This window comes from Rhizobium sp. CF142, assembly GCF_000281145.1.
Classification (GTDB): Bacteria; Pseudomonadota; Alphaproteobacteria; order Rhizobiales; family Rhizobiaceae; genus Rhizobium.
The window spans coordinates 1-26,722 of the sequence record NZ_AJWE01000016.1; the positions used below are offsets into that span (position 1 = coordinate 1).

The 26,722-nt window shown below is 62.2% G+C and carries 25 protein-coding genes and 1 riboswitch; of the genes, 17 read left to right on the forward strand and 8 right to left on the reverse strand.

What is annotated here, in order from left to right; genetic code table 11:
- Together PMI11_RS04780 and PMI11_RS04785 are read left to right on the forward strand one after the other, a co-directional pair.
- Window positions 1-569, forward strand: a 569-nt coding sequence (locus PMI11_RS04780; protein ID WP_007813978.1) for a LysR substrate-binding domain-containing protein, incomplete at its 5' end; no start/stop codon positions are given.
- Between the two features lie 95 nt (window positions 570-664).
- Window positions 665-820 (forward strand): entericidin A/B family lipoprotein, encoded by a 156-nt coding sequence (locus PMI11_RS04785; protein ID WP_007813980.1) that lies wholly within the window; start codon window positions 665-667, stop codon window positions 818-820.
- Window positions 821-826: 6 nt separating this feature from the next.
- On the opposite strand, the gene PMI11_RS04790 is transcribed toward PMI11_RS04785, so the two are convergent.
- A complete protein-coding gene (locus tag PMI11_RS04790) occupies window positions 827-1,177 on the reverse strand; it encodes a hypothetical protein (RefSeq protein ID WP_007813982.1) in 351 nt (116 codons plus the stop codon).
- A 33-nt stretch (window positions 1,178-1,210) separates the two neighbouring features.
- Window positions 1,211-2,209: a glycine betaine ABC transporter substrate-binding protein gene (locus PMI11_RS04795; RefSeq protein ID WP_007813985.1), complete on the reverse strand. Its 999-nt coding sequence runs from the start codon at window positions 2,207-2,209 to the stop codon at window positions 1,211-1,213.
- A 665-nt stretch (window positions 2,210-2,874) separates the two neighbouring features.
- On the opposite strand from PMI11_RS04795, the gene PMI11_RS04800 reads away from it, so the two are divergent.
- Window positions 2,875-4,329, forward strand: a complete 1,455-nt coding sequence (locus PMI11_RS04800) for a cobyric acid synthase (protein WP_007813987.1) — start codon at window positions 2,875-2,877, stop codon at window positions 4,327-4,329.
- Window positions 4,330-4,433: 104 nt separating this feature from the next.
- Window positions 4,434-5,204: an SDR family oxidoreductase gene (locus PMI11_RS04805; protein ID WP_007813989.1), complete on the forward strand. Its 771-nt coding sequence runs from the start codon at window positions 4,434-4,436 to the stop codon at window positions 5,202-5,204.
- Between the two features lie 48 nt (window positions 5,205-5,252).
- Here PMI11_RS04805 and PMI11_RS35940 read toward each other — a convergent pair whose 3' ends face one another.
- Window positions 5,253-5,741, reverse strand: coding sequence for a MarR family winged helix-turn-helix transcriptional regulator (locus PMI11_RS35940; RefSeq protein WP_007813990.1), 489 nt, complete (start codon window positions 5,739-5,741; stop codon window positions 5,253-5,255).
- A 104-nt stretch (window positions 5,742-5,845) separates the two neighbouring features.
- Between PMI11_RS35940 and PMI11_RS04815 the strand changes: the two genes are divergently transcribed.
- Complete coding sequence (locus PMI11_RS04815; RefSeq protein WP_007813993.1) at window positions 5,846-6,145, forward strand: DUF1330 domain-containing protein; 300 nt, start codon at window positions 5,846-5,848, stop codon at window positions 6,143-6,145.
- 236 nt (window positions 6,146-6,381) lie between these two features.
- On the forward strand, window positions 6,382-7,497 hold the full coding sequence (locus PMI11_RS04820) for an adenylate/guanylate cyclase domain-containing protein (protein WP_244430535.1): 1,116 nt from the start codon (window positions 6,382-6,384) through the stop codon (window positions 7,495-7,497).
- On the opposite strand, the gene PMI11_RS04825 is transcribed toward PMI11_RS04820, so the two are convergent.
- Window positions 7,483-9,273: a chloride channel protein gene (locus tag PMI11_RS04825; RefSeq protein ID WP_037070732.1), complete on the reverse strand. Its 1,791-nt coding sequence runs from the start codon at window positions 9,271-9,273 to the stop codon at window positions 7,483-7,485. The genes PMI11_RS04820 and PMI11_RS04825 overlap by 15 nt on opposite strands.
- Before the next feature lie 207 nt (window positions 9,274-9,480).
- Window positions 9,481-9,877, forward strand: a riboswitch (cobalamin riboswitch).
- A gap of 363 nt (window positions 9,878-10,240) precedes the next feature.
- Here PMI11_RS04825 and cobU point away from each other — a divergent pair.
- The 4 genes from cobU to cobO are packed head-to-tail and all read left to right on the forward strand — an operon-like array spanning window position 10,241 to window position 16,621.
- Window positions 10,241-10,750, forward strand: a complete 510-nt coding sequence (gene cobU, locus PMI11_RS04830) for a bifunctional adenosylcobinamide kinase/adenosylcobinamide-phosphate guanylyltransferase (protein WP_007814001.1) — start codon at window positions 10,241-10,243, stop codon at window positions 10,748-10,750.
- Between the two features lie 4 nt (window positions 10,751-10,754).
- Window positions 10,755-11,801 carry a cobalamin biosynthesis protein CobW gene (cobW, locus tag PMI11_RS04835; protein WP_007814002.1) on the forward strand — a complete coding sequence of 349 codons (1,047 nt, stop codon included), beginning with the start codon at window positions 10,755-10,757 and terminating at the stop codon, window positions 11,799-11,801.
- 9 nt (window positions 11,802-11,810) lie between these two features.
- Window positions 11,811-15,992 carry a cobaltochelatase subunit CobN gene (gene cobN, locus PMI11_RS04840; protein ID WP_007814003.1) on the forward strand — a complete coding sequence of 1,394 codons (4,182 nt, stop codon included), beginning with the start codon at window positions 11,811-11,813 and terminating at the stop codon, window positions 15,990-15,992.
- Entirely contained in the window at window positions 15,989-16,621 is a 633-nt protein-coding gene (cobO, locus tag PMI11_RS04845; RefSeq protein WP_007814004.1) for a cob(I)yrinic acid a,c-diamide adenosyltransferase, read from the forward strand. The genes cobN and cobO overlap by 4 nt, the downstream gene beginning before the upstream one ends.
- Before the next feature lie 60 nt (window positions 16,622-16,681).
- Here the strand turns inward: cobO and PMI11_RS04850 are convergent, their stop codons facing one another.
- Window positions 16,682-17,476 (reverse strand): helix-turn-helix domain-containing protein, encoded by a 795-nt coding sequence (locus tag PMI11_RS04850; RefSeq protein ID WP_007814005.1) that lies wholly within the window; start codon window positions 17,474-17,476, stop codon window positions 16,682-16,684.
- A complete protein-coding gene (locus PMI11_RS04855; RefSeq protein ID WP_007814006.1) occupies window positions 17,476-17,856 on the reverse strand; it encodes a nuclear transport factor 2 family protein in 381 nt (126 codons plus the stop codon). Before PMI11_RS04855 ends, PMI11_RS04850 begins: the two co-directional genes overlap by 1 nt.
- Before the next feature lie 261 nt (window positions 17,857-18,117).
- On the opposite strand from PMI11_RS04855, the gene PMI11_RS04860 reads away from it, so the two are divergent.
- Entirely contained in the window at window positions 18,118-18,765 is a 648-nt protein-coding gene (locus PMI11_RS04860; RefSeq protein ID WP_007814007.1) for an isochorismatase family protein, read from the forward strand.
- Here PMI11_RS04860 and PMI11_RS04865 read toward each other — a convergent pair.
- Complete coding sequence (locus PMI11_RS04865) at window positions 18,762-19,547, reverse strand: TSUP family transporter (protein ID WP_037070716.1); 786 nt, start codon at window positions 19,545-19,547, stop codon at window positions 18,762-18,764. The two genes, PMI11_RS04860 and PMI11_RS04865, sit on opposite strands and share 4 nt — an antisense overlap.
- A gap of 116 nt (window positions 19,548-19,663) precedes the next feature.
- On the opposite strand from PMI11_RS04865, the gene PMI11_RS04870 reads away from it, so the two are divergent.
- The 6 genes from PMI11_RS04870 to cbiB all read left to right on the forward strand — a co-directional run bounded on the left by PMI11_RS04870 (window position 19,664) and on the right by cbiB (window position 25,545).
- A complete protein-coding gene (locus PMI11_RS04870) occupies window positions 19,664-20,083 on the forward strand; it encodes a cobalamin biosynthesis protein (RefSeq protein ID WP_007814009.1) in 420 nt (139 codons plus the stop codon).
- A gap of 167 nt (window positions 20,084-20,250) precedes the next feature.
- A complete protein-coding gene (locus PMI11_RS04875; protein ID WP_007814010.1) occupies window positions 20,251-21,201 on the forward strand; it encodes a nucleoside hydrolase in 951 nt (316 codons plus the stop codon).
- A 195-nt stretch (window positions 21,202-21,396) separates the two neighbouring features.
- On the forward strand, window positions 21,397-22,245 hold the full coding sequence (gene cobA / locus PMI11_RS04880; RefSeq protein ID WP_007814011.1) for a uroporphyrinogen-III C-methyltransferase: 849 nt from the start codon (window positions 21,397-21,399) through the stop codon (window positions 22,243-22,245).
- Window positions 22,242-23,549, forward strand: coding sequence for a cobyrinate a,c-diamide synthase (locus PMI11_RS04885; protein WP_007814012.1), 1,308 nt, complete (start codon window positions 22,242-22,244; stop codon window positions 23,547-23,549). The genes cobA and PMI11_RS04885 overlap by 4 nt, the downstream gene beginning before the upstream one ends.
- The gene (gene cobD / locus PMI11_RS04890; protein ID WP_007814013.1) at window positions 23,546-24,568 is read left to right on the forward strand and encodes a threonine-phosphate decarboxylase CobD; all 1,023 of its coding nucleotides are present in this window, start codon (window positions 23,546-23,548) and stop codon (window positions 24,566-24,568) included. Before PMI11_RS04885 ends, cobD begins: the two co-directional genes overlap by 4 nt.
- The gene (gene cbiB / locus PMI11_RS04895; RefSeq protein WP_007814014.1) at window positions 24,565-25,545 is read left to right on the forward strand and encodes an adenosylcobinamide-phosphate synthase CbiB; all 981 of its coding nucleotides are present in this window, start codon (window positions 24,565-24,567) and stop codon (window positions 25,543-25,545) included. Before cobD ends, cbiB begins: the two co-directional genes overlap by 4 nt.
- Here the strand turns inward: cbiB and PMI11_RS04900 are convergent.
- Window positions 25,542-26,654: an MFS transporter gene (locus tag PMI11_RS04900; RefSeq protein WP_244430537.1), complete on the reverse strand. Its 1,113-nt coding sequence runs from the start codon at window positions 26,652-26,654 to the stop codon at window positions 25,542-25,544. The two genes, cbiB and PMI11_RS04900, sit on opposite strands and share 4 nt — an antisense overlap.
- Window positions 26,655-26,722: the final 68 nt, after the last annotated feature.

Below are 26,722 nucleotides of genomic sequence, written 5' to 3' on the forward strand. Positions count from 1 at the left end.
GCGAGCGGCTGCTGCCGCAAATCCTGAAGAGCTTTGCGCAGACCTATCCGGGCATCATGGTCGATGTGACGATCGATATGAGCATCGGCCTGAAGAAGCGGATGGAGGAACAGCGCCTCGATCTCGCGCTGATCAACTGTGCCACGCGGCCTTTCCCCACCAACGGCGAAGTCGTCTATCGCGAACGGCTCGTCTGGGCCGGCGCCAAATGCGGCTCGGCGCATCGGCGCGATCCGCTGCCGATCTCGATCTGGGAAGATGGCTGCATCTGGCGGCAGGAGGCGATCACCCAACTCGAACGCAACAAGCGACCCTATCGCGTCGCCTATCTCAGCGCCCATACGATGGCGCAGCGCGCCGCCGTGGTCTCCGACCTCGCCATTGCGCCGCTGCCGCTCTCCTATGTCAGCGAGGATATGGCGATCCTCGGCATCCAGGAAGGGCTGCCGGAACTGGGCTCTTTTGACATCCAGCTTTTGACCGCATCGCAGATGACGGGGCCGATCGAGACGGTCGCCGACAGCATCCGCGCATCCTTCGCCGAAAGGTCGAAAGCGGCGGCTGCTTGATTTCTTTTAGCCGGTGAACTTTTCGCTCACGAATGCGTTATCCCGCCCGGACGGCAGCAGCCGTTCGGGGTTGAATTCATAAAGGGATTTCGCACATGACGACCACGGGTAAAATCGCATCCGCCTTGATGATCCTTCTTGCACTTTCTTCCTGCGCCAACACGATCCGTGGCGTGGGCAGGGATACGGCAAATGCCGTCAATGCCACGCAGGATGCCGGCCGCAGTGTCGATCGCGCAGCGAAGAGATAATTACTTTCAGATTTTTGAAGTCGGATAGGCTTTTTCGAGTCCGCCGGATCGGGTCAGCCCGGTCCGGAATGCGGCATAGGCCGGGTGCTGGCTGGAGCGTGCCGCTTCCATGAGCCTGATCTGCAGCCGGTCGGGTGCAGCTTCGCCAATCCATTTGCCGAGGGTTTCAAGCTTCAGCGAGTTGAGAAGGCGCGCGGCGGAGGCGAGATCGAGATGCCGATAGAGGCCCGCGAGCAGGTTATCGTCCTGCGCCGGATTTTCCATGAGCAGCGACAGGTAGGATTTGTCGGTTTCCGAGAGCGCCGTGAGTTTTTCCGCGACGGTATCGCGATCGGGGAAGGGCACCGTGCCAGTCATATCGAATCGTCCAGTCCTTGTTGTCAGCAAGGTTTATAGACTGGCCTTGACCTTCTCGGCTACATCGGCCGGAACCCAGCGGCTCCAGAGCTCCTCATAATTCTGCAGGAAATAGAGGGCTGCATTCTCGTTGTCCTCGCCATTGTCATCCTGCCAGGCCAGCAGCTGGCTGATGGTCTCGTTATCCCAGCTGCGGGCGTTCAGATAGTTCATGACCGGACCGGCGCGATCAGCGAATGCCCTGGTCATCAGCGTGAAGGCCTGCGACATCGGATAGGCGTTCACCTTGGGAGTGGCGCAGTGGGGCACTGAGGTGCAGGCGTTCCATTCGGCCTCGTCGTGCGGAACACCGAAGCCCAGCTGTTTCATGTCGTATTTACCGATGACTGATGTCGGCGACCAATAATAACCGAGCCAGCCGACCTTGTTTTCGAAGGCACGGGCAATCGAACCGTCGAAATCCTTGGGGGTCCGGCTGTCGACCAGTGCAAAGCCGAGCTTGTCGGCATCGAGCGCCTTGAAGAGATTGCTGGTCGAGATCTCGCAGGCCCAGGCCTCCGGGCAATTATAGACGGCCGCACGCGAGGGATCGTAGGTATCGGGAAAGAGTTCCGGGTGCTTCAGTGCGTCCTGCACGGAGCGAATATCCGGGTTTGCGTCGGCGATGAATTTCGGGATGTACCAGCCTTCGACCGCACCATCTGCAAGAATTTCGGCGCCCTTGACCAGGCGGCCGGCGCTGATGGCGGCATCGAGCTGCGGCTTGACCGCCTTTACCCAGAATTCCGAGGCGATATCGGGCGTGCCGCTGCCATTCATGGAGGCGAAAGTCGGCAGCGTGTCGCCATCGACGATGGTGACGGAGCAGCCGTAGCCCTTTTCCAGGATGAATTTATCGAAGCTCGCGGCAATGGCGGCAGAGCCCCATCTCATCTCGGCGATCGAGACCTTGCCGCATCCGGCAGCTTGCGCCTCCGCGATTCCGGCATAAAAACAGACCGCAAAGATGAATGACTTGAAAAATGTCTTCATTATACGTTCCCCGAAATTTTTATATGATCGAACGCGCATGCACCGAGGCAATTAGCCGACAAATCTCTCCGCCGCTTCAGGTGCCAATCGCTCGGCCGGAATACGGCTCCACGGGCTTTTCCTGTGTACGGCGCCGTTCGTCTGGTTTTCCGGCGGCTCGTCGCTGGCCATTTCTATCGATGGCTTAATATGAGCAAACCTACGGATTTGCTGCAAGAAATCAACTCTCTTTTCCGTGTTGTATCTGTAACTAAATTATTGAATTCGAAGAATTTATGCCGGCAGATTCATGAACCTGCGGCCGGGGGTGCGATTGGTAGAAATGCACGCTCGCGGCGAGGGTGAAAGCGGTTCCAAGTGAGAGAAAATCGGAAAAGTTCAAAAAAAGTCGAATTTTGCCCCTGGTAGGGTCTTCAATAACCATCCGGTAAGAATGTGCCGTTATCTGTTGTGACGCGGCGGGGGACAACCGCTGCTTTTCCGGATCAGGTATTGCGTCCCGGAAAAAGCGAGCTTCATCGCGTAATGGTGAAGACGCCTGCGTTTTTACGGCAAACCGCGTAGGGCTTATGGCCTGATCGCGGTTTTCGCATTTCTGGCCCTCTGTTGACCGCATGTCTGCCCGCATTGTAGGCCTGCCGGAAATACTCCACGGATAGGCGCCAATGACCAGAGCCATCATGCTGCAGGGAACCGGCTCGGATGTCGGCAAGACGGTGTTGGTGGCGGGGCTTTGCCGGCTGGCGGCCAATCGCGGTCTGACGGTGCGGCCCTTCAAGCCGCAGAACATGTCGAACAATGCAGCAGTTTCCGACGATGGCGGCGAGATCGGCCGGGCGCAGTGGCTTCAGTCGCTCGCGGCCCGTACGCCATCATCGGTGCATATGAACCCAGTGCTCTTGAAACCGCAGTCGGAAAACGGCAGCCAGATCATCGTGCAGGGCAGGGTGTTCGGGCAGGCGAAGGGGCGCGACTATCAGCGACTGAAGCCGCAACTGCTCTCTTCCGTGCTGGAAAGCTTCGCCAATGTATCCGATGGCGCCGACCTCGTCATCGTCGAGGGGGCAGGGTCACCTGCCGAAATCAATCTCAGGGCCGGCGATATCGCCAATATGGGCTTTGCGACGCGGGCGAACGTCCCTGTCGTTCTCGTCGGCGATATCGATCGTGGCGGGGTGATCGCCTCGCTCGTCGGCACGCATGCGATCCTTTCCGAAGACGACCGCAAGATGATCTCGGGTTACATCATCAACAAGTTCCGCGGTGATGTAAGCCTGTTCGACGACGGCATTACATCCATCGGGCAGTTCACCGGCTGGCCCTGCTTCGGCGTCGTGCCCTGGCTGAAGGCGGCCGGGCGGCTGCCGGCAGAGGATTCCGTTGTGCTGGAGCGGCTGGCCAAGGGCGAGCGGGGAGCGCTGAAGATCGCCGTGCCGGTGCTGCCGCGTATTGCCAATTTCGACGATCTCGATCCGCTGCGGGCCGAGCCTGATGTCGAGCTCGTCTTCGTGCGCGCCGGCGAACGGCTGCCAGCCGATGCCGCGCTCATCATCCTGCCGGGCTCGAAATCGACCATATCGGATCTCGCCGATCTCAGGGCGCAGGGATGGGACCGCGATCTTGCCGCCCATGTGCGCCGTGGCGGCCGGGTGATCGGCATTTGCGGCGGCTACCAGATGCTCGGCCATAGGGTGTATGACCCGCTCGGCATCGAGGGTACGACGACAGAGATCGAAGGGCTTGGCCTGCTCGATGTCGAGACGGAGATGGCGCCGGAGAAGACGGTGCGCAACAGCTCTGCCCATTCGGCGGAATATGACGTGCCGCTGTCAGGTTATCAGATCCACCTCGGCGTTACGCAAGGGGCCGATTGCGAACGGCCGGCGGCGATCGTGGACGGCTTGGCCGATGGTGCTGTTTCTGCCGACGGCCGGATCATGGGCACCTATCTGCACGGCCTCTTCGGCAGCGACGCCTACCGCGCCCGGCTGCTTCATAGCTTTGGCCTCTCAGCCGAAGGCGGTAACTACCGCGAGAACGTCGACCGGGCACTCGACGAGGTCGCTACCGGCCTGGAGCAACATCTCGACCCGCGCTGGCTTGCAGGGCTGCTCGGCTAGGCCGGACGTGGCCTGCGTTCATGGCGTCGTTCTGCTATTGTCAAATTAGTTGACTGAGTCCATTAATTGTTACTGCAACGCACCCAGTCGAGAGCGATGAAACCATGAGCATACTGGATAGATTTTCACTGGCGGGCCAGGTGGCGCTCGTGACCGGCGGCGGCCGCGGCCTGGGCTTCGAGATGGCACACGCGCTTGCCGAGGCCGGCGCGCATGTCATCGTCACCGGGCGCACGGCGGCGACGCTGGAAGATGCCGTAAGGACCATCCGCGCCGCTGGTGGCGCGGCGCAGGCCGCCGCGTTCGACATCGCCGACCGAGAGGCCCAGCGCGGGCTGATGGCCGATATCGAAAAGATCCATGGCCGTCTCGATATCCTGATCAACAATGTCGGCGCCCGCGACAGGCGGCCGCTGGCCGAATTCGACGACGATGCCATCATCGAACTGCTGCGCACCGATCTGGCCGCGGCGATAACGCTTTCGCGGGACGCTACCGTGCTGATGAAGCGGCGCAATTACGGCCGCCTAATCGCGGTGACCTCGATCAGCGGCCATGTCGTCATGCCCGGCGACTGCGTCTATCCGGCGGCCAAGCAGGGCCTGACCGGCCTGATGCGCGCCATGGCGGTCGAATTCGGCCCGCATGGCATCACCAGCAACGCGATTGCGCCCGGCTGGTTCGCCACGGAGACGAATGCTGCGATGGCTGCAAACGAGGAATTGATGCCTTTCGTGCGCCAGCGCATCCCAGTCCAGCGCTGGGGTCGCCCGGATGAGGTCGCCGGCGCGGCGCTGTTTCTCGCAAGCGGTGCGGCCTCCTTCGTCAACGGCCACGTGCTGACCGTCGACGGGGGCATGACAGTCAGGATGTGAGCGCAGACAGGTGCTTTGATCCCGCGGCGTTTTCCACCGCTCCTCGTCTCAACGGTCGGAGGTCCGTTCGGGGTGAGGCTCCTTCGGCGCTGAGGATGAGGAGCGGGCAAGGATATTGCCGACATCGGTCAGAAACGATAGCAGCAGATTGAAGTCGGCCTCGCTGTAGGTCTCCAGCATTGCGGCCATCGCTTCGCCATGCTCCTCGTAGAGCCGGCTGGCGCGTGCCGATGCCTCGGGGCAAGCAACCAGGACAAGGCGGCGCTTGTCTGTCTCATCACGTCGCCTGACGACGAAGCCGGTCGTCTCCAGCTTATCGATCAATCCGCTGACCGTCCCGACCTTCAACCCGACCTCGCGCGACAGGGCCGTCATCGACAGCGGGCCGAGCTGCTCCAGCAGCCGGAAGCACTTGAATTCGGTGCCGGTCAGACCAACCTTCTCGGCCATCTTCTGATGGAACAGCACGAGCCTGGCTGAAAACAGCTGGACTGTTGGAATGTAGCGCGCGAGGCGGTCAGTTGACTTTTTCGGCAAAACGTTTAGATCTCCGAACTAATTGTTTCGATATTCTAAGAAATCGTCAGCATCATGTCGATACTCTCGCATGGCTGTTCGGCCCTTGTTACAGGCAGCGATCCATGAGCGCCTATTTCATTCTCGAAATCCATCCCGATATCAAAGATCAGGCGATCGATGATTATCTTGCGTGTATATCGCCGGATATGACGTTCCATGGAGGCCGTGTCCGATCTCCGGGAGGCAAGGTCCAGCCGGTCCAGGGAAACAGGGAGATGAACAGGCTTGTGATCATCGAATTCCGCACCGTCTCCATTGCCCGGGAATGGTACGAGGAGGCGAAGCAGGCGAATGAAGGGGTTGCCAGGTATCGTTCTCTCTTCGCCTGCCCGGCGGTTATCGTTGCCGGGATGGATGGTTAGAAACATCGGCCTTGCAGCCATTGCCGGAGGTCGCGGCCCACTTCGGCGTTGCCGCCCATTCGCCCTATTTCCCATCATAGAATTGTACCGGCCCATGTGGAGGTTCCGAAATTAACAATCATATTCAGTGGCTTATAGACGAGGGAATCAAGAGCGAGCATATCAGCGAACTCATTGCCGGTTTGTGCGACCGGCTGATCGCGGATGGCTTTCCCATCTGGCGCGGTAGTATCGCGATGCCATCCATTCACCCCATGTACGCCGGCATCTCGGCCAATTTCGTGCGCGGCGGCGCGACCACCATCGAGACGGCCGAATATGGCAGCGCGGCGCAGCTGAGCTTCGAGAAGACACCGATCTATTATCTGTTGGGCCGCGGTGAAACGTCGGGGCGCTGGATCATTGCCAATGGGGAGGGTGTCGACGACTATCCGCAGCTTGCAGAATTCGCGCTCGGCGGTGGCACGGATCATCTGGTCAGCCTGCTGGAATTCCCGAAGGAAGCTGCGTTGCGCGGGGTCAGCCTGTCCCTGACAAGCGACAGGCCGGGCGGATTTTCCGATGATCAACTGGCGATCATCGCAACGCTTTTCCCGGCGCTGGGGCTGGCCTGCTACCGCATCGCGGCTTCGAAAACCGCTGCGGATATCCTTGCCGTCTATACAGGCGCCAAGACGAGTGCGCGCATCCTTGCGGGTGAGGTCCAGAGAGGAACGGGAGGCGCCATCAATGCCGCGATCCTGCTTGCGGACCTCAGAAACTTCACGGCGTTGACCGAGGTCTATCAATCCGGTGAGATCGCCGGGTTTCTGAACGAGCATTTCGAGCTGATCGGCCGGCATGTCGAGGAAAATTCCGGCGAGATCCTCAAGTTCATGGGCGACAGCGTATTGGCGATCTTTCCGACAGGCGGTGAAGACGGCGAGGATCCCGAGACGGCTTGCATGGCTGCGCTCGTCTCGGCCCGAAATGTCCTGGAGGCAAACGAGGCGCTCAATCGTCAGCGAGCGCGCGAGGGCGGGCCTGATATCGGCGTCGACGTCGTCCTGCATCTCGGCGAGGTGTTCTACGGAAATGTCGGCGCCCGCGGCAGGCTTGATTTCACTGTGATCGGCAGGGCCGTCAACGAGGCCTCGCGGCTCGAGAAACTCTGTGGCGAACTCGGCCAGGACCTCCTGATGTCGGAAAGCTTCGCGGCTGCCTGCGGTGTCGCCTGCGAGCATCTGGGATCGTTCGAATTGCGCGGCGTTTCGAGGAGGGCGGACGTGTTCAAGCTCGCGGTGCCGACTACAGCATCGGCCCTAAAATCGGAATCGATTTTCGGAAAGCCTAGCGCCTCAGATCTCGCCTGAGACCTCACGGCGGCGGCGGTCGAGTTCTTCGGTGTAACGGCGCAGCGTATGGCTTTCGCTGAGCTGGCCGACCACCTTGCGCTCGATGAGATTGTTGACGACGGCGAGCGCTTCGCTTTCGGTCTTGTCGAAGATCGCGGCCGCCTGCTTGGCGTTCATCTGCGGCTGCAGGAAATCGTTTTTATAGCGGATGAAATCGGCGAGATTCTGGGCTTCGTCCTGCGCGCTGGTGGGGTTGGCGTAGATTTCCGGCACGAGCACGAGGCCGGCATATTTGTCGCCGTCGTCGACGAGGATGACGCGCTGCGTCGAGCCGATGGGGAAGGCCTCTTTGAACTCGTCCAGGGTTATGCCGAGCTTTGCCTTCTTCACGTCTGATCGCATCAGCTTGTCGACGGTCAGGTTGCGGATCCAGCCGACATCATGGGCGCTGCGGATGCTCTCTCCGCGCAGGTGAAAGCGCCATGTGGCGAAGGAGTAGCCGAAGGTGGTGCGCACCACGAGCGAGGAGGTGATGACGGCGGCGAGCACCAGGGCGGTGATCGGAAAGTCGCCGGTAATCTCCAGCGCCAGGAAGGTCATGGTCAGCGGCCCGCCGATGACGGCGACGGCGAGCGAACTCATGCCGACGACGGCGTAGATCACGGGCGTCAGCGTCGCATCGGCGAAATAGGGGGCGGAATAGGCAAAGAGCTTGCCGAGCAGCGCTCCCATGAAGAGTGAGGCGAAGAACAGGCCGCCCCTGAAGCCCGAGCCGATGGAGACGGCCGACGCCACCGATTTCAGGAGGAAAAGTCCAATCAGCGCCGGGATCGTGATCTCATGGGAGAGGTTCAGATGCAGCGCGCCGTGACCGGCGGCCAGCACCTGTGGCGAGACCAGCGCCAACAGGCCGACGACGATGCCGCCGAGTGCCGGGCGGAAGGGCAGCGCAATCGAGCTCTTGCGCGCCAGTTCCTCGACGAAAGAGACGCCCTGCATGATCAGGATGCCGATGCCGGCGCAGAAGGCGCCGAGGGCGATCGCCGGGACGTAGTCGGCGGGTTGGACAGCGCCGAAGCTGCCGACATCGATGATGAAATCGCTGCCGGAGAGCAGCCGGGCAACCAGTGTAGCGACAAGGGCGGCGACGACGACAGGCGTCAGCGAGATGATGGTGTAGGTGCCGATGATCAGCTCGAAGGCATAGAAGGCACCGGTCAGCGGCGCATTGAAGGCCGCAGCGATGGCGCCGGCCGCGCCGCAGCCGACGAGGACGCGCAGATCCGCGCGGCGCAGCTGCAGCTTCAGGCCGAATTTCGAGGCGATGCCGGCTGCAAGCTGCGTATAGCCGGCCTCCAGACCGACGGAGGCGCCGAAGCCGTTGGAAACGAGATTCTGGATGGCGACGAGGATGCTGTCGGTCAGCGACAGACGGCCGCCATGGAGCGCATTGGCTTCGATCGGGTCGACCATCGGTTTCTTGCGCCATCTTGCGAGAATGAAGATCAACAGGCCGAGCAGCATGCCGCCCGCAACCGGGGCCGTCATCAGCAGGAACTTGCTGTCGATCTCAGAGGCGCTGAGCCTCGTCGTGCCGTCTATACCGAAGATCAGCCTGTGCATCTCTTCCGAGACATAGCTCATGGCGGTGACTGCAAGCCCTGAGGCAATACCGACGAGCGCGCCGGCAAAGACCATGCCCATTTCGCTGTGTCGGATAAGCGCGCGCAGGCGTCCCGGATCGAGGACGGTGCCAAGAGGGCCGAGGCGGCGAATATCCATTCGGGAGAGCATCATGGGGAAACTAGGCGGCAGGAGTGGGGGTCAAGGGCGGAGCCGGCATCCGCATGAGCGGCAATTGCGGCAAAATACCGACTGGGCTGTAAAGTTTTTGTGACGCAAGCCTTTGATTAAAGACGATAATATCGGTAGTGTAAGTCGAGATGAGCGCTATGCGCGCCCGGTGCACCGATTGACATGCCTGGGGCGGAAGCCTAACCATGAATTGACATAATGGATGGTTCCGGATCGGCCTTAAGCCTTCCGGATGAAAAGGGAATGTGACGGGGCGGACCCAAGCCGGGCGCTTTCATCACAGCCGACCCCGCGACTGTAGAGCAGTCAGGGTCTTCCATCCGGCATTTCGATTGCGGCGCCGACGGTTTTGCATTCTGCAAGCGGGCAAGGCGGGACAAGTGCCGGAAAAGCCACTGGGAATGCATCGTGATCAGCCGGGGCAGGACGCCTCTAATTCTACGAATCGTCCGCCTTTTCACGAGATGCAGCCGGGAAGGCGAGGCAGATCCGCTGGCACGATCAGGGGCGACCGGAAACGGTCTGCCCCTGTCGCGGCCGAAAACTGCGAGCCAGGAGACCTGCCATCCGTGCCGGGCATAATGCCCATACTGGGCCGTTTGCCCGCTGCCAGCACGGAGGTTGTCTTGGCTGAAGGATTTGATTCAGCGCCGCCTCTGGTGGTGCGATGTGGAGGCGCCGGTACGGTGCGTTCGGCCTCTTCCGTCGAGTATGCGGCACCCCCCTCTGTCCTGCCGGACATCTCCCCCACAAGGGGGGAGATTGAATCGTGGCAACGCTCTTCCCAAACAACAGATGTAGGGCGAAGGTCTGGCCTCTTGCCGATCTCTCCCCTTGTGGGGGAGATGTCCGGCAGGACAGAGGGGGGTGTTACACTCTCCAAGGTCAAGGAACGCAAACCCGGAATGAGCCTTCGCTATGCCCTCTCTCCGAGGAGCGTTTCGGCATGACCGCCACCTTCGTCCTCGGCGGCGCCCGCTCCGGCAAATCCCGCTTCGCCGAAAACCTCGTCACCACAAGCGGCCTTGAGCGCCACTACGTCGCCACCGGCCGCGCCTGGGACGATGAGATGCAGGCGCGCATCGACCAGCACAAGGCCGATCGCGGCTCCTCCTGGACCACGCATGAGGAACCGCTCGATCTCATCGAACGCCTTGCGGCCATCGATGGCGAGGGCAGGGCTGTTCTCGTCGATTGCCTGACGCTGTGGCTTACCAATTTGATGATGGAGGGGCGCGATATCGCCGCCCAATCCGCCGCCCTTGCCGCCTTTCTACCGCAGGCAAAGGCGCGGCTCGTCATCGTTTCCAATGAAGTCGGCCTCGGTATCGTGCCTGAGAACCGCATGGCGCGGGAGTTTCGCGATCATGCGGGCCGGCTGCACCAGATGATCGCGGCTTCGGCCGACGAAGTGTATTTTATCGCGGCAGGTCTGCCGCTGAAAATGAAGGGTTAAATCCATGCAGCAGAAAATTCCCGCAACCGTCATCACCGGCTTCCTCGGTGCGGGCAAGACGACCATGATCCGCAACCTGCTCACCAATGCCGGCGGCAAGAAGATTGCGCTGATCATCAACGAGTTCGGCGATCTCGGCGTCGATGGCGACGTGCTGAAGGGCTGCGGGGCGGAGAATTGCACCGAGGACGATATTATAGAGCTCACCAATGGCTGCATCTGCTGCACGGTCGCCGACGATTTCATTCCGACCATGACGAAGCTTCTGGAGCGCGACCAGCGCCCCGACCATATCGTCATCGAAACCTCGGGCCTCGCCTTGCCGCAGCCGCTGGTCGCCGCTTTCAACTGGCCGGATATCCGCAGCGAAGTCACCGTTGACGGCGTGATCACCGTGGTCGACAGCGCCGCTGTTGCGGCAGGGCGTTTTGCCGATGACCATGATGCTGTCAATGCACGCCGTGTCGAGGATGAATCGCTCGATCATGAAAGCCCGATCGAGGAGCTTTTCGAGGATCAACTGACCTGCGCCGATCTGATCGTGCTCAACAAGACCGATCTGATCGACGCTGACGGCCTTGGCCGTGTGAAGAGCGAGGTCGCCTCGCGCATCGCCCGCAAGCCTGTGATGATCGAGGCCAGGAACGGCGAGGTGCCGGCAAGCGTACTGCTCGGCCTCGGCATCGGCACGGAAGACGATATCGGCAACCGCAAGTCCCATCACGAGCTGGAGCATGAGGATGGCGAGCCGCACGATCACGACGAATTCGACAGTTTCGTCGTCGAACTCGGTGCTATCGCCGATACATCAGGTTTCGTCGAGAAGCTGAAGGGCATCATCGCCGAGCATGACGTGTTGCGTCTCAAGGGCTTCATCGATGTCTCCGGCAAGCCGATGCGCCTGCAGCTGCAGGCCGTGGGTGCCCGCATCGACCAGTATTTCGACCGCGCCTGGGCACAGGGCGAAGCCCGCAGCACGCGCCTTGTCGTCATCGGCCTGCACGAGATGGATCAGGACGCGGTGCGCAAGGCGATCGAAACGCTCGTCTGAGGATAGAGAATGCATCTGCTTCTGGCCCAACAGGGAACAATCAGCGACGGGGACGAGGCCATCGACCTCGGCCAGTCGCCGGGCGATATCCTGTTCCTCTCGGCCGCCGACACCGAGCTTGCGGCAATCGCTGCGGCTCATTCCGGCGGGGCGAGCGGGCATACGCTCAGGCTTGCGAGCCTGATGAGCCTGAAGCATCCGATGTCGGTCGATACCTACGTCCAGCGCACGGCACGACATGCGAAGCTGATCATCGTGCGGGCGCTGGGTGGGGCGAGCTATTTTCACTATGCGCTCGAGGCGCTGCACGCGGTTGCCGCTCGCAATGGGGCGCTGATTGCGGTGCTGCCGGGCGATGCGCGGCCGGATGCGGGGCTGACGCCGTTTTCCAATGTGTCGCTTGAGGATCTGAATGCGCTGTGGGCGTATCTGATCGAGGGTGGCGACGCCAATGCGCGGGGCTTTCTTGCCTATGCCTCGGCGATGCTTTCGGGGGCGGAGAAGCCGGCGCCAGCCGCGCCGTTGATGAAGGCGGGGATCTGGTGGCCGGGGCGGGGGCTTGTCGGGGTTGAGGAGTGGAAGGGGCTTGTTTCGGGTGTGTCTTCTGCGGCCGTTGCGGATGAGACACCCCCCTCTGTCCTGCCGGACATCTCCCCCACAAGGGGGGAGATCGACAAGGAGCGAGACCAACACCCTACATTAGTTGTTTGGGGAGAAGCTCTCCGCGATTCAATCTCCCCCCTTGTGGGGGAGATGTCCGGTAGGACAGAGGGGGGTGCCGCACACTCGCCGGCAGACGAAAGCATTGCGCATTCGACGGAAGAGGTGGAAATCGAACCCACGTTTCATCCCACCGGCCGCGCTACCGTCGCCATCGCCTTCTACCGCGCCCTCGTGCAAAGCGGCGAAACCCGCCCCGTTGAAGCCCTGATCGAAGCCCTGCAAGCGAAAGGCCTGCGCCCGTTGCCGGTCTTCGCCTACAGCCTCAAGGATCCCGTCTCCAAGGGCATCCTCGAATCCATCTTCGCCGAATTGAAGCCCGATGTCGTCATCAACACGACGGGCTTTGCCGTTTCCGCACCCGGCGCCGATCGCGAGCCGACGGTGCTGGAGGCCAATGACGCCATCGTGCTGCAGGCAATCTTTTCCGCTTCGTCGCGGGAGGCCTGGGCAGGCTCGTCGCAGGGACTGTCGGCACGTGATCTCGGCATGAATGTCGCGCTGCCGGAGGTGGATGGCAGGGTGCTGTCGCGTGCCGTCTCCTTCAAGGCTGCCGCCCGCTATGACGTTGCTGTCGAGGCCAACATCGTTTCCAGCGAGCCGGATGAGGCGCGCATGAACTATGTGGCATCGCTTGCCGCCAACTGGGCGCGGTTGCGGCAGATGCCGGCGGCGAGCAGGCGGGTTGCGCTCGTCATGGCGAACTATCCAAACCGTGACGGACGGCTCGGCAATGGCGTCGGCCTCGATACGCCAGCCGCCACCATTGAGGTGATGCGGGCGATGGAGAAGGCCGGCTATCCGGTCGCCGATATTCCTGCCGATGGCGATGCGCTGATACGGCACCTGATGGCGGGACCGACCAATTCCGGCTTCGATGGCAAGGTCGTGCGCGAGCAGCTTTCCCTGAGTCGATACAAGGATTTCCTGGAATCTCTTCCTGCTCAGATTCAGGATGAAGTCAGCACGCGCTGGGGTGTGCCGGAGGCCGATCCCTATGTCCGCGATGGCGCTTTTGCGCTGCCTTTCGCCCGGTTCGGCGACTTGCTGATCGGTATCCAGCCGGCGCGCGGTTATAATATCGATCCGAAGGAAAGTTATCACTCGCCCGATCTCGTGCCGCCGCACGGCTATCTCGCCTTCTATGCTTTCCTGCGCGAGGAATTCTGCGCACAGGCAGTGATCCACATGGGCAAGCACGGCAATCTGGAATGGCTGCCGGGCAAGGCACTGGCGCTATCGGAGACCTGCTATCCGGAGGCGATCCTCGGGCCACTGCCGCATCTCTATCCCTTCATCGTCAACGATCCCGGCGAGGGCACGCAGGCGAAACGCCGCACTGCCGCTGTCATCATCGACCATCTGACGCCCCCGCTGACACGCGCCGAAAGCTACGGGCCGCTGAAGGATCTGGAGGCGCTTGTCGACGAGTATTACGAGGCATCGGGCGGCGATCCCAGGCGTATCCGCCTGCTTAGCCGGCAGATCCTCGATCTCGTTGCCGATATCGGGCTGGATCGGGATGCGGGCATTGCCAAGGGCGAGGCCGAAGGTGAGGCGCTGAAGAAGCTTGATGCCTATCTCTGCGACCTCAAGGAAATGCAGATCCGTGACGGGCTGCATGTGTTTGGCGTGTCGCCCGAAGGGCGATTGCTGACGGATCTCACCGTGGCGCTGGCGCGGGTGCCGCGCGGGCTGGGTGAGGGTGGGGATGCAAGTCTGCAGCGGGCGATTGCTAGGGATGCTGGGTTGGGCGTTGTGCTTGCGACACCCCCCTCTGTCCTGCCGGACATCTCCCCCACAAGGGGGGAGATCGAATCGCGGCAACCATCTCCCCAAACAACTGATGTAGGGCGACGGTCTGGCGTCTTGTCGATCTCCCCCCTTGTGGGGGAGATGTCCGGCAGGACAGAGGGGGGTAGCTCCGCCTTCGACCCTCTCGATTGCGACATGGCCGCCACCTGGACTGGTCCACGGCCGGCGATCTTTGCCGATATCACCGACGCTCCCTGGCGCAGCAACGGCGATACGGTCGAGCGCATCGAACTGCTCGCCGCCAAGCTTGTCTCCGGTGAAATCACCTGCCCACCTCTCTGGTCCCAAACCAGAGCCGTCCTCGACGAAATAGAATCCCGCCTCAAACCCTCGATCCTCGCCTGCGGCCCGGCAGAGATCGCCAGTCTGCTGCGCGGCCTCGACGGCCGTTTCGTGCCGCCCGGGCCATCTGGCGCGCCGACGCGCGGGCGGCCGGATGTGTTGCCGACGGGGCGGAATTTTTACTCGGTGGACAGTCGTGCTGTGCCGACCCCCGCAGCCTACGAACTCGGCAAGAAATCCGCCGAACTGCTGATCCGCCGCTATGTGCAGGATCACGGCGAATGGCCTGTATCCTTCGGGCTGACGGCCTGGGGCACGTCCAACATGCGCACCGGCGGCGACGATATTGCCCAGGCCTTGGCGCTGATCGGGGTCAAGCCCGTGTGGGACATGGCGTCCCGCCGCGTCACCGGCTACGAGATCATTCCGCAGGCCATGCTACGCCGGCCGCGGGTCGACGTGACGCTGCGTATTTCCGGTTTTTTCCGCGATGCCTTTCCCGATCAGATCGCGCTCTTCGACAAGGCGATCCGCGCAGTCGGCGCTCTGGAGGAGGATGCAACCGACAACCCGATTGCCGGGCGCATGCGCGGCGAGGCGGCGCGGCTGATCGCTGCCGGGCTTGATGAGAAGGCCGCGGCAAAGCGGGCGGGCTACCGCATCTTCGGGTCCAAGCCCGGTGCCTATGGTGCGGGTTTGCAGGCGTTGATCGACGAGAAGGGCTGGGAGCGGCGGGCTGACCTCGCCGAAGCCTATCTTGTCTGGGGCAGTTATGCCTATGGCGCGGGCGAAGAGGGGCAGGCCGAACGCGGGCTCTTCGAGGAGCGGCTGCGGTCCATTCAGGCGGTCGTCCAGAACCAGGACAACCGCGAGCACGACCTGCTCGACAGCGATGATTACTACCAGTTCGAGGGCGGCATGGCGGCGGCGGCCGAGGTGCTTGGCGGTGCGCGGCCGGCGATCTATCACAACGACCATTCGCGGCCGGAAAAGCCGGTCATTCGTTCGCTTGAAGAAGAGATCGGGCGCGTGGTGCGCGGGCGCGTCGTCAATCCGAAATGGATCGAGGGCGTCATGCGGCATGGCTACAAGGGCGCGTTCGAGATTGCCGCGACGGTCGATTATCTCTTTGCCTTTGCGGCGACGACGGGCGCTGTCGGCAATCACCATTTCGAGTCGGTCTATCAGGCCTTCGTTGCCGATCCCAGGGTGCGCGATTTCATGGCTGAGAAGAACCCGGCTGCCCTTTCCGAAATGAAGGAGCGGCTCATGGAGGCGATCGAGCGAAAGCTCTGGACGCCGCGCAGCAACTCGGCGCAATTCAACCTCACTGAATCCAACGAAACCAAGAAAAGAGCAGGCAGCCAGCCATGACCGAAGAGCCAGTCGTACCAGCCGAAAAGGACGATGCCCGTCACGCCGAGAAGATGGCGAAGAAGAAGGCCGCCCGTGACAAGATCATGGCCAGCAAGACGGATGAGAAGGGCCTGATCATCGTCCATACCGGCAAGGGCAAGGGCAAATCCTCGGCCGCATTCGGCATGATCTTCCGCCATATCGCCCATGGTAAGCCGTCTGCCGTCGTGCAGTTCATCAAGGGCGCCATGTGGACGGGCGAGCGGGATCTGATCGAAAAGCATTTTTCCGATCTCTGCCAGTTCCATACGATGGGCGAGGGCTTTACCTGGGAGACGCAGGATCGGGCGCGCGACGTTGCGGCTGCCGGTGCGGCCTGGGAGAAGGCCAAGGAGCTGATCCGCGACGAGCGCAATTCCATGGTGCTGCTCGACGAGATCAACATCGCGCTGCGCTACGACTATCTCGATATCAATGAGGTGGTGGAGTTCCTGAAAAACGAGAAGCCGTACATGACGCATGTCGTGCTGACCGGGCGCAACGCCAAGGACGAACTGATCGAGATCGCCGATCTCGTCACCGAGATGGAACTCGTCAAACATCCCTTCCGCTCGGGCATCAAGGGGCAGCCGGGCGTCGAGTTCTAAAGCAATTCCAGCAAAAGTGCGCAGCGGTTTTGCGTCCGGAATTGCGCGGAAATAAAAGCTTCAATTGGCGAGATGGCCGCGCAATATCGCGGCCGTTTCTTCATCGGCGGGGAAGAGAGTTTCGATCGCCAATTCCGACAGGGTGATATCGACGGGCGTGCCGAAGACTGTTGTCGTCGAGATGAAGGAGAGACGGCCGGTTTTGGTCGAAAGCTGCAGGGGCACGGCGATGCCGGCGAGGTCGGTGTGGGGCTCGCCAGCATCTTTGGGAGCCGGATAGGACAGCAGTTCCTTCAGCAGCTTTTCCAGCACCGGATCGCCCGAGACCGAAATCTGCTGACGCAGCCGATCAAGCAGATGGGCGCGCCATTCCGAGAGATTGATGATGTGCGGTGCCAGCCCCTGTGGATGCAGGCTGAGGCGCAGCACGTTGACCGGCGGTTCCAGCAAAAATGGATCGGCAACGGCTTCGAGCAGTGGTGCGATGGCGGCGTTGGCAGCGACGAGCGTCCAGTGGCGGTCGATCGCAATGGCGGGGTAGGGCTCGTGGCCTTTCAGAACCCTGTCGATCGCACGGCGCGCGGGCTCAAGGGCGGGATCATCCAGCCTGCGTTCGGCAAAGACCGGCGCGAAACCCGCAGCCAGCAGCAGCGGGTTCCGGTCGCGCAGAGGCACGCCGAGGCGTTCGGCGAGATGCAGCAGCATTTCGCGGCTCGGGGTCGAGCGCCCACTCTCGATGAAGCTCAGATGCCGTTGCGAGATTTCGGCCTCCAGCGCGAGGTCGAGCTGGCTCATGCGGCGGCGCTGGCGCCATTCGCGCAGGTGATCTCCGAGAGAGCGGGCGGTGGGGGGCATCAGGCGGCTTCCGGCAGGAGATCGATGAAGCCGCGGACGGATTTCAGCCTGCCGTCTTCGAGCTCGGCAAAATCCGTGCCCTTGATCAGCGCTTCGCCATTTTCGGGGCCGAGGCCCCAGGAGAAGCGCAGGTTGTTTCCGTAGCCATCGGCCGTGCCGATCAGCTCGAAACGAAAGCCGGGGAAGCGGCTCTGGACGGCTTCGACCAGCGAATTGATCTGCTCATGGCCTTCGCCGCGCATCAGCGGGTCGATATAGGTCGCGGCCTCCGCCCAACTCTCGGCGATCAGAGTGCGGCGGCGTGCGGCATCCGTCTCGTTCCAGATGGCGAGGTAGCGCTCAGCGTTGGTGTTTGCGTCGTTTGTCGGGGCGTTGGGCATCGGGTCATCTCCTTTTGATCGCCTTTCATAATCAGGCAGGTGGCATGTTCAGGCAGGGCGATCATCGGCGAAAGCGGTGCAGCCTATCAATTACGCGGGAGGTAATGGAAGGCTGATCAACAATCGGGTTTCACACAATTGCGGACGTAAAACCGCGGCACATTTTTGCGGGAACTGTTCATCTCGCGGCTTGGTGATTTGACAGGCGTGTAGGCAGCCCGGAGATTTGCGGCGACCCCTTTTGCCCCGGAGGAGACATCGGTGAAAACCCGTTCATACAAAGCCTTAGCTCTATTCGCCATCGCGCTTCTCGGCGCATCCGCGACGCAGGCGACTGTTATCGATGACTGGAATACGATCAAGGTGCCGGCAGCACCGGCGCTGAAGCCGGTCAGCGTGAACAGGTCGGATACGGCGCTGCTGCTGCTCGATTTCAACGGCGCGCAGGACCCGTCCAAGGGGCCTTGCAACACGAAGAGCAAGCCGCGCTGCATCGCCTCGCTTCCCAGGGTGGAAAAGCTGCTGAATGAGGCGCGCAAGAGCGGCGTTCCCGTCATCTACAGCATCACGGGTGGTGCTACGAAGGGCGATATTGCCAGCGTGCTGGCGCCGAAAGAGGGCGATGCGATCGTACAAGCCGGGGCCAACAAGTTCATCAACACCGATCTCGAAAAGATCCTGACCGGGAAGCACATCAAGACCATCATCGTGACAGGCACGGCATCCGAAGGCGCGGTGCTGAATACGGCAGCCTATGCGGCGCTGAAGGGCATGAACGTCATCCTGCCCGTCGATGGCATGTCATCGACCGATCCATATGCCGAGCAATATGTCGCCTGGCACTTCGCCAATGCGCCGGGTGTTTCGGCCAAGACGACGCTGACGACAATCGACGAGATCAAGTTCTAGACCCCGAGCCAGACACGCAGTGGGTTCGCGGGATCGGCCAGAAGTTTGATCGCGAAGGCGATGCAGACGATGACGAGCAGCGGCTTGATGAGCTTTGCGCCGATGCGCATGGCGAGCCGCGAGCCGAGCTGTGCGCCGAGGAACTGGCAGACACCCATCAGAAGGCCAATCTTCCAGAGTGTCGCGCCGAAACTTGCGAAGACGACGAGCGCACCGAAATTCGAGCCGAGATTGAGAAGCTTGGTATGGGCCGTCGCCTTCAGCATGCCGAAGCCGGCGAGCGTGACGAAAGCCAGCATGAAGAAGGAGCCGGTGCCGGGGCCGAAGACGCCGTCGTAGAAGCCGATGAGCGGCACCAGCGTCAGGCCGAAGAGGAAGGGCGTCATGCGGCGGTGGGTATCGACGTCGTTGAGGTTGGGCTTGACGGCGAAGAAAATGGCGATTGCGACCAGGAGCACCGGCATGACGGCCTGCAGCACCTGGCCGGGAACGAGTGTGGCGAGGGCTGCACCGAGCGACCCGCCCATGACGGCCATCAGCGCCATCGGCAATTGTTCCGAAAGCTTCACATGGCCCTTGCGCGCATAGGCGATGGTCGCCGAGGCTGCGCCGAAGAGGGACTGCACCTTGTTGGTGCCGAGCGTCTGCAGCGGCGGGATGCCTGCGATCAGCATGGCGGGAACGGTGATCAATCCGCCACCACCGGCAATGGAATCGACGAAACCAGCAAAGAAGGCGGCCGCGCAAAGCAGCAGAAGCAGGTGGATGGCAATGTCAGGCAAGATGCTATTCCGGGAAGAGGTATGCGGGGGCGGGGCTTTCGGGCGGCCTTGTTGCATTTCCCGCCTTGAGCTGCAATGGCTCCGGGGACACAGCAGGGCGCAATCGGCTGACGGGAATGAGCGAAATCACCATTGATGAGACAAGGCGGCATGTGCTCGGGCTCGGCTGCGAGCGCGGGACGCCTGATGGCGAGGTGAGGGCGCTTGCCGTCGAGGCGTTGAGGGCGGCCGGTATCAGCGGGGCGGAGCTTACGGCCGTTGCATCGATCGATAGCCGCAGGCAAGAGCCGGCGATCCTTGCCGTTGCTGCGCATTTTTCCGCTCCGGCCGTGTTCTTCGATGCGGCGCGATTGGAGGAGGAGACGCCGCGGCTCAGGAATCCCTCCGAGATCGTCTTTGCCCGTGTCGGCTGCCATGGGGTGGCGGAAGCGGCGGCCCTTGCGGCTCTTGGCATGGACGCGGAGCTGGTGCTCGGCAAGATCAAATCTCAGCATGCGACAGCAGCCGTCGCCCGCATCGGGTTGCAGAAAGCCTGACGGGCGTTATGGTGGCGGCACTTCGCGGCGCCGTCCGGCTGCCAGCGATTCGAATCCGGAGCATCTTCGTTTTTTGAATCACGAATGTGCTCTATCCCTTTGTTTTCACGCAATTCCGGGCGCAAAACCGCTGCAGATTTTTGCTGGAATTGCTCTGGAGGATACATATGCACAAAGTCATTTATGACACGGATCCGGGCGTCGATGACGCAATGGCGCTGCTTTTCCTGCACCGCCATCCCGAGATCGATCTGATCGGCATCACCACGATTTTCGGCAATGCCTCGATCGAGACGACGACGCGTAACGCGCTGTTCCTGAAGCGGGAATGGAATATCGCCGCACCCGTTGCCAAGGGCGCGAGCGTCACCATCGATCCCAAGCGTCACGAGCGTCCCTGGCCGGCCATGGTGCATGGCGAAAATGGCCTCGGCGACATGCCGGTGCCTGACGTGATTGATCTGCCGCTCGATCCTCGTCCGGCGCATCACTTCATCATCGAGACCGTGCGCGCCAATCCGGGCGAGGTGACGCTGGTTGCCGTCGGCCGCATGACCAACCTGGCGCTGGCGTTGAAGGAAGACCCCGAGATTGCCGGCCTCGTGAAGGATGTCGTCATCATGGGCGGCAATTTCTATGTGCCGGGCAATGTCTCGCCGGTTGCCGAAGCCAATATTCATGGCGATCCGGAAGCAGCCGATATTGTCATGACCGCGCCATGGAAGGTCGTCGTCATCGGCCTCGATGTGACCGCAATCACCACGATGAGCCGCAGCTATCTCGGGGAGATGGCGGCCAGGGGCGACAAGGCGGTCAAGCAGCTCGACGAGCTTTCGCAGTCCTATATCGACTTCTACAAGCATGCGGTCGAAGACGGCATGATGGTGCATGACAGCTGCGCCAGCGTCTATGTCGTGGCGCCGGAATTGTTCAAGACGATCACGGGCGCAGTGCGCGTCGTCTGCGGCGGCATTGCCGATGGCCAGACTGTTATCAAGCAGGATGGCCGCCGCTTCCCGCCGGGCGACTGGGATGGCCTGCCGAGCCAGATCGTTGCCACCGGCATCGAGTCGGAAAAGGTGATCGGCCTGATCCGCGAGACGCTGCTGCGCGTCTGATTGTATCAGACGGGCCGGCCGCGCATTCTGCGGTCGGCCCGTTTTCCATTTCGGAATCCAATCAATCCCTTAAGGGTATTTCTTTTGAAGTTGATTCCGGTTCTTGCGGAGTTGATTCAGGTCCATTCTGTCAACTTCCGGTGCGCTGCCACTGATGGCGTTGACCTCGTCTGCTGCCGGGCCTAGATCAGCGGGATGATAGATCGCGCATTCTCACATCTGCCGGCACTGGAGCCGGGCAGCGTCTGGCTTGTCGGGGCCGGTCCGGGCGATCCGGGCCTGCTCACGTTGCTTGCCGCCAAGGGGCTCGCGGAGGCGGATGTGATCGTCCATGACGCGCTGGTCAACGAGGAATGTCTGAAGCTCGCGCGTCCTAGCGCGGAGCTCGAATATGCGGGAAAACGCGGCGGCAAACCCTCGGCCAGGCAGCGGGATATTTCGCTGCGGCTGGTGGAGCTGGCGCGGGCGGGCAAGCGCGTGCTGCGGCTGAAGGGTGGCGATCCCTTCGTCTTCGGGCGGGGTGGGGAAGAGGCGCTGACGCTGGTCGAGCACAATATCCCGTTTCGTATCGTGCCGGGCATTACCGCCGGCATCGGCGGGCTTGCCTATGCCGGCATTCCGGTGACGCATCGCGACATCAACCATGCCGTGACCTTCCTCACTGGCCATGATTCCTCCGGCATCGTGCCCGACGCGATCAATTGGGAAGCGATCGGCAAGGGCTCGCCCGTCATCGTCATGTATATGGCGATGAAGTATATTGCCCAGATCAGCGCCAATCTGATCGCTTCGGGCCGTTCGGCTTTCGAGCCCGTGGCCTTCGTCTGCAATGCGGCGACCGGCGACCAGCAGGTGTTGGAGACGACGCTTGGCGAAGCGCCTGAAGCTGTTGCCGCCTCCGGTCTGGAACCGCCGGCGATCGTCGTCGTCGGCGAGGTGGTGCGGCTGCGCGCCTCGCTCGACTGGCTTGGCGCGCTTGGCGGTCGGCGGCTGCAGCCCGATCCCTTCAGGCATGCCGGCGGGCAGGGGAAGGAGACAGCATGAGCGGGTTGCTGATCGCTGCACCATCCTCTGGTTCCGGCAAGACCACAGTGACACTTGGGCTGCTGCGGGCGCTGCGCAATCGCGGCGTGGCCGTCGCGCCCGGCAAGGCCGGCCCCGATTATATCGATCCGGCCTTCCATGCTGCCGCAAGCGGTTCGCTCTGTCTGAATTTCGATCCCTGGGGCATGCGGCCGGAGCTGATTTCCGCCAATGCGACGCTGCATCGTTCCGGTGACCGGGTGTTGCTCATCGAAGGCATGATGGGCCTGTTCGATGGTGCTGCGGACGGGCGCGGCACTGCGGCCGATCTTGCGGCCCAGCTCGGGCTTTCCGTGGTGCTCGTCGTCGATGCCTCGCGGCTGTCGCAGTCGGTGGCACCGCTCGTCAGTGGTTTTGCCGGGTTTCGCGCCGATGTGCGCATTGCAGGCGTCATCCTCAACAAGGTCGGCAGCGACCGGCATGAGGCGATGCTGCGCCAGGCGCTTGACAAGATCCGCATGCCTGTCGTCGCCGTCATTCGCAAGGACGCGATGCTCGCCCTGCCGGAGCGGCATCTGGGGCTGGTGCAGGCGGGCGAGCATGAGGCGCTCGAAGGGTTCATCGATTATGCGGCCAATGCCGTTTCCGAAGAGTGCAATTTCGAATTCCTGATGCGCATCGCGCGGCAGGGCATGAACAGGCCGTCGGCTGCCAATATCGCCCGACTGATGCCTTTCGGCCGGCACATTGCCGTCGCCCGCGATATCGCCTTTGCCTTCTGCTACGAGCATATGCTGCTCGGCTGGCGGCGGCGCGGGGCGGAGATTTCGTTCTTTTCGCCATTGGCGGATGAGACGCCTGCAGCAGTTGCCGATGCGATCTATCTGCCGGGCGGCTATCCCGAGCTGCATGCGGGAAAGCTCGCAGCCGCACAGAATTTTGCTGCGGCGATGAAGGCCGCGGCAGCGCGCGGCGTGCGCATCTATGGCGAATGCGGCGGCTACATGGTGCTCGGCGACGGGCTGATCGACGGGCAAGGCGAGCGCCATGAAATGCTCGGCCTGCTGCCTGTCGTCACCAGTTATGAGACGCGCAAGCGGCATCTCGGCTATCGCCGTGTTACACCGCTCGACGGCGCGTTTTTCGACAGGCCGATGACGGCGCATGAATTCCACTATTCGACGATCGTCTCCGAAGGGGAGGCCGATCGGATGTTTGCCGCGCAGGATGCGCTCGGCAATGATCTCGGACTGGCCGGTCTCAGGCGCGGGCAGGTGGCCGGCTCCTATATGCATCTGATCGATCTTGCGGGAGCTGCCGCATGAATGCGCCGATCGTGCATGGTGGCGGCATCACCGCTGCGGCCGCGAGTTTCGGCGGCCGGCTGGAGGACTGGCTGGATCTTTCGACCGGCATCAATCCCAATCCGGTGGCGCTGCCGGATATCCCCACAAGGGTCTGGCATCGTCTGCCGGACCGGCATCTGGTCGAGACGGCACGCTTTGCTGCGCGCGATCATTATTGCAGCGGAGCGATCCTGCCGCTGCCGGTTCCGGGTACGCAATCGGTCATCCAGCTTCTGCCGCGGCTTGTTCCGCCCGGCAAGCTGCCCGCCGCTGAGGGCAAGCGTGTGGCAATCCTTTCGCCGACCTATGGGGAATATGCGCGGGCCTTTGGTGCTTCGGGTTTTGTCGTCGATGCGGTCAGCGATATCGATGATATCGGTCCGGAGCATGGGCTGGCCGTCGTCGTCAATCCGAACAATCCCGATGGCCGGATCCATGTGGCCGACAGGCTGGAAGCGCTGCATGACCGGCTGAAGTCGAGGGGCGGCTTTCTGGTTGTCGACGAAGCCTTTGGCGATATGAGCCCGGAAACGAGCCTTGCGCCGCGTGCGGCAGGGCTTTCGAACCTGATCATCTTCCGCTCCTTCGGAAAATTCTTCGGGCTGGCAGGGCTGCGGCTCGGCTTTGCCATTGCGCGGGGCGATATTCTCGAGCGTTTCGAGGACTGGCTCGGCCCCTGGGCCGTATCGGGGCCGGCGCTTGCGATTGCCGGTTCGCTGTTGAATTCTGATGTCTCCGGGATCGCCGGCTCGATTGCCGAGCGACAGGCAGGCCTCCATGCGGTGCTTACCGGGGCCGGCCTCGTCATTGCAGGTGGTACGCCGCTTTTTACGCTTGTTGCCGACGCCAGAGCCGGTGACATTTACACGACTCTCTGCCGCCATCATATTCTCGTCCGCCGGTTCGATTACGCGCTGGACTGGCTGCGCTTCGGCCTCGCACCGGATGCTGCTGATGATGCAAGACTTGCTGCGGCCCTTCGGAGCTTTGACCGATGAATATCGATGAACATTTTCTCGTGCTGGTTCTGGCGCTGCTGCTCGACCGCATCATCGGCGATCCGCAATGGCTGTGGCAGCGCGTGCCGCATCCGGTCGCCATTTTCGGCCGGGCGATCGGCTATTTCGACCAGCATTTCAACCGCGAGAGCTTGAGCAAGGCGCAGCGTCGGCAGAATGGTGTGGTGGCGATCCTGGCGCTGTCGGGGCTCGCCGTCGTCACCGGACTGGTGCTACATTGGTTCCTCATGCTCTTCGGCCCCGTCGGCATCCTGCTCGAAGTCTTCTGCGTGGCGATTTTCCTGGCGCAGAAGAGCCTGTCGGATCATGTCGCGGCGGTCGCAGCGGCGCTGAAGAGCGAAGGCCTCGTCGGCGGGCGCAAGGCGGTGTCGCGCATCGTCGGGCGCGATCCGGAAACGCTGGATGAGCCGGGTGTCTGCCGTGCTGCAATCGAGAGCCTGGCCGAGAATTTCTCCGATGGCGTGGTGGCGCCGGCTCTCTGGTTTGCGATCTTCGGCCTGCCGGGCCTGTTCTTCTACAAGATGCTGAATACGGCGGATTCGATGATCGGTCATCGCTCGGAAAAATACGTCGATTTCGGCTGGGCCTCGGCGCGGCTGGACGATATCGCCAACTGGCCGGCCGCACGTCTGTCCATCCTGCTGATCGCCGTAGGCGCCGGCATCCGGCGCGGCACGACCGCCTTCCGTGATGCGTTCAAGGTCGGTATCCGCGACGGCAAGCTGCACCGCTCGCCGAATTCCGGCCGCCCGGAAGCGGCGATGGCCGGCGCGCTCGATCTCCAGCTTGCAGGCCCGCGCGTCTATTCCGGCGTGGTCGTGCGCGAGCCGATGATCAACGGAGCGGGCCGGGATGTGGCGACGGCAGGCGATGTGGAGGACGGGATTTCGGTCTTCCAGGCCAGCTGCATGGCGCTGACGCTGCTTACCTTCGTGGCCTTCGTCTGCCTGCTTTAGCCTCGCCATTTCTCCGCTATCAAAAGTAACGCCAAGACACAACTCAACAGGCCAAGCGATAGTGGCAGGCCCTGGTGGCCGATCAGTTGCATCGCCACGCCCGTCGCGGGCGAGCCTGCGATGCCGCCGAGGCCCCAGACGAGGGCGAAGGCGGCGTTGCCGGCGATCAGGGACTGGTCGGTGAATCGTTCGCCGAGCTGGATCAGCGACAGGGTGTAGATGCCGAAGGAGACGCCGCCCCAAGCGAAAAACAGCGGCCAAATGAGCCACGTATCGAAGAGCAACGGCAGGAGCAGGCAGCCGGCGAGCGAGGCGAGCACGCAGAAGAGCAGGGTAGGGCGGGAGCCAAATTGTTCGGCGAGGCGGCCGAGGACGATCTGCAGCACGGCATTGCCTGCGATGAAGCAGGTGATCAGTGAGGTGATGCGCGGTTCAGGGCTGCCGAGGGCTGCGCCATAGACGGCGAAGAGGGCAAGCAGGATCTGCTCGAAACCGGCGGCGACGAAGACGGCAAAGAGCAGGAGCGGCGCCAGCATGACGAAGGTGCCGACCGACATGGCTTCGCCCTCTTGCGGCATCTCGGACAGTCGTCTTGCGACGGCAAGCACGATCAGACCACAGACGAGGAAGGCGGAAATACCGATCAGGAAGGGTGGCCAGCCCTCCGTACCGGCAAGGCCGAGGGATAGCGGGCCGATGGCGAAGCCGCCTGATACGACGGACGAATAGAGGCCCATGATGCGGCCGCGGCGCGCGGCTGGCGTAATGGCGAGCAGCCAAGTCTCGCTGATCACGTAGAGCGGATTGGCGAAGACGCCAAGCAGGAAGCGCAGCGGCATCCAGGCCCAAATCTCCTGCGTCCAGGCAATGGCAATCAGGCTGAGTGCTGCGAGGATCGAGCAGAGGATGGCAAGCCGTCCGGCACCCACGCGGCATGACAGGGCAGGAATGAAGGATGCGGAGACGATGAAGCCTGTTGGTGTCATGGCGGCCGATAGGCCGATCAGGCCTGATGGGGTGCCCTGCCGCTCCAGAATGAAGCTCAGGAGCGGATAGGTCAGGCCCTGCGCCATGGCGAACACCGTGACGGTGGCGATGATGCCTGCCATCGCGGCCCATGGAATGCGATCTTCGCGTGGCGATATCGGGCTGCGCCGGTCGATCGTTGCTGCTGGAG

Excerpts from the sequence above, each read along its gene's own strand:
- PMI11_RS04870 (WP_007814009.1), top strand. The coding sequence starts at position 19,664 with ATGAGCGAAATCACCATTGATGAGACAAGGCGGCATGTGCTCGGGCTC.
- cbiB (WP_007814014.1), top strand. The coding sequence starts at position 24,565 with ATGAATATCGATGAACATTTTCTCGTGCTGGTTCTGGCGCTGCTGCTC.
- PMI11_RS04850 (WP_007814005.1), bottom strand. The coding sequence starts at position 17,476 with ATGCCCCCCACCGCCCGCTCTCTCGGAGATCACCTGCGCGAATGGCGC.
- PMI11_RS04790 (WP_007813982.1), bottom strand. The coding sequence starts at position 1,177 with ATGACTGGCACGGTGCCCTTCCCCGATCGCGATACCGTCGCGGAAAAA.
- PMI11_RS04875 (WP_007814010.1), top strand. The coding sequence starts at position 20,251 with ATGCACAAAGTCATTTATGACACGGATCCGGGCGTCGATGACGCAATG.
- PMI11_RS04820 (WP_244430535.1), top strand. The coding sequence starts at position 6,382 with ATGCCATCCATTCACCCCATGTACGCCGGCATCTCGGCCAATTTCGTG.
- PMI11_RS04800 (WP_007813987.1), top strand. The coding sequence starts at position 2,875 with ATGACCAGAGCCATCATGCTGCAGGGAACCGGCTCGGATGTCGGCAAG.
- cobA (WP_007814011.1), top strand. The coding sequence starts at position 21,397 with ATGATAGATCGCGCATTCTCACATCTGCCGGCACTGGAGCCGGGCAGC.
- PMI11_RS04885 (WP_007814012.1), top strand. The coding sequence starts at position 22,242 with ATGAGCGGGTTGCTGATCGCTGCACCATCCTCTGGTTCCGGCAAGACC.
- cobW (WP_007814002.1), top strand. The coding sequence starts at position 10,755 with ATGCAGCAGAAAATTCCCGCAACCGTCATCACCGGCTTCCTCGGTGCG.
- cobO (WP_007814004.1), top strand. The coding sequence starts at position 15,989 with ATGACCGAAGAGCCAGTCGTACCAGCCGAAAAGGACGATGCCCGTCAC.
- PMI11_RS04815 (WP_007813993.1), top strand. The coding sequence starts at position 5,846 with ATGAGCGCCTATTTCATTCTCGAAATCCATCCCGATATCAAAGATCAG.
- cobN (WP_007814003.1), top strand. The coding sequence starts at position 11,811 with ATGCATCTGCTTCTGGCCCAACAGGGAACAATCAGCGACGGGGACGAG.
- PMI11_RS04805 (WP_007813989.1), top strand. The coding sequence starts at position 4,434 with ATGAGCATACTGGATAGATTTTCACTGGCGGGCCAGGTGGCGCTCGTG.
- PMI11_RS04855 (WP_007814006.1), bottom strand. The coding sequence starts at position 17,856 with ATGCCCAACGCCCCGACAAACGACGCAAACACCAACGCTGAGCGCTAC.
- PMI11_RS04825 (WP_037070732.1), bottom strand. The coding sequence starts at position 9,273 with ATGCTCTCCCGAATGGATATTCGCCGCCTCGGCCCTCTTGGCACCGTC.
- PMI11_RS04900 (WP_244430537.1), bottom strand. The coding sequence starts at position 26,654 with ATGGCAGGCATCATCGCCACCGTCACGGTGTTCGCCATGGCGCAGGGC.
- PMI11_RS04785 (WP_007813980.1), top strand. The coding sequence starts at position 665 with ATGACGACCACGGGTAAAATCGCATCCGCCTTGATGATCCTTCTTGCA.
- cobD (WP_007814013.1), top strand. The coding sequence starts at position 23,546 with ATGAATGCGCCGATCGTGCATGGTGGCGGCATCACCGCTGCGGCCGCG.
- cobU (WP_007814001.1), top strand. The coding sequence starts at position 10,241 with ATGACCGCCACCTTCGTCCTCGGCGGCGCCCGCTCCGGCAAATCCCGC.
- PMI11_RS04795 (WP_007813985.1), bottom strand. The coding sequence starts at position 2,209 with ATGAAGACATTTTTCAAGTCATTCATCTTTGCGGTCTGTTTTTATGCC.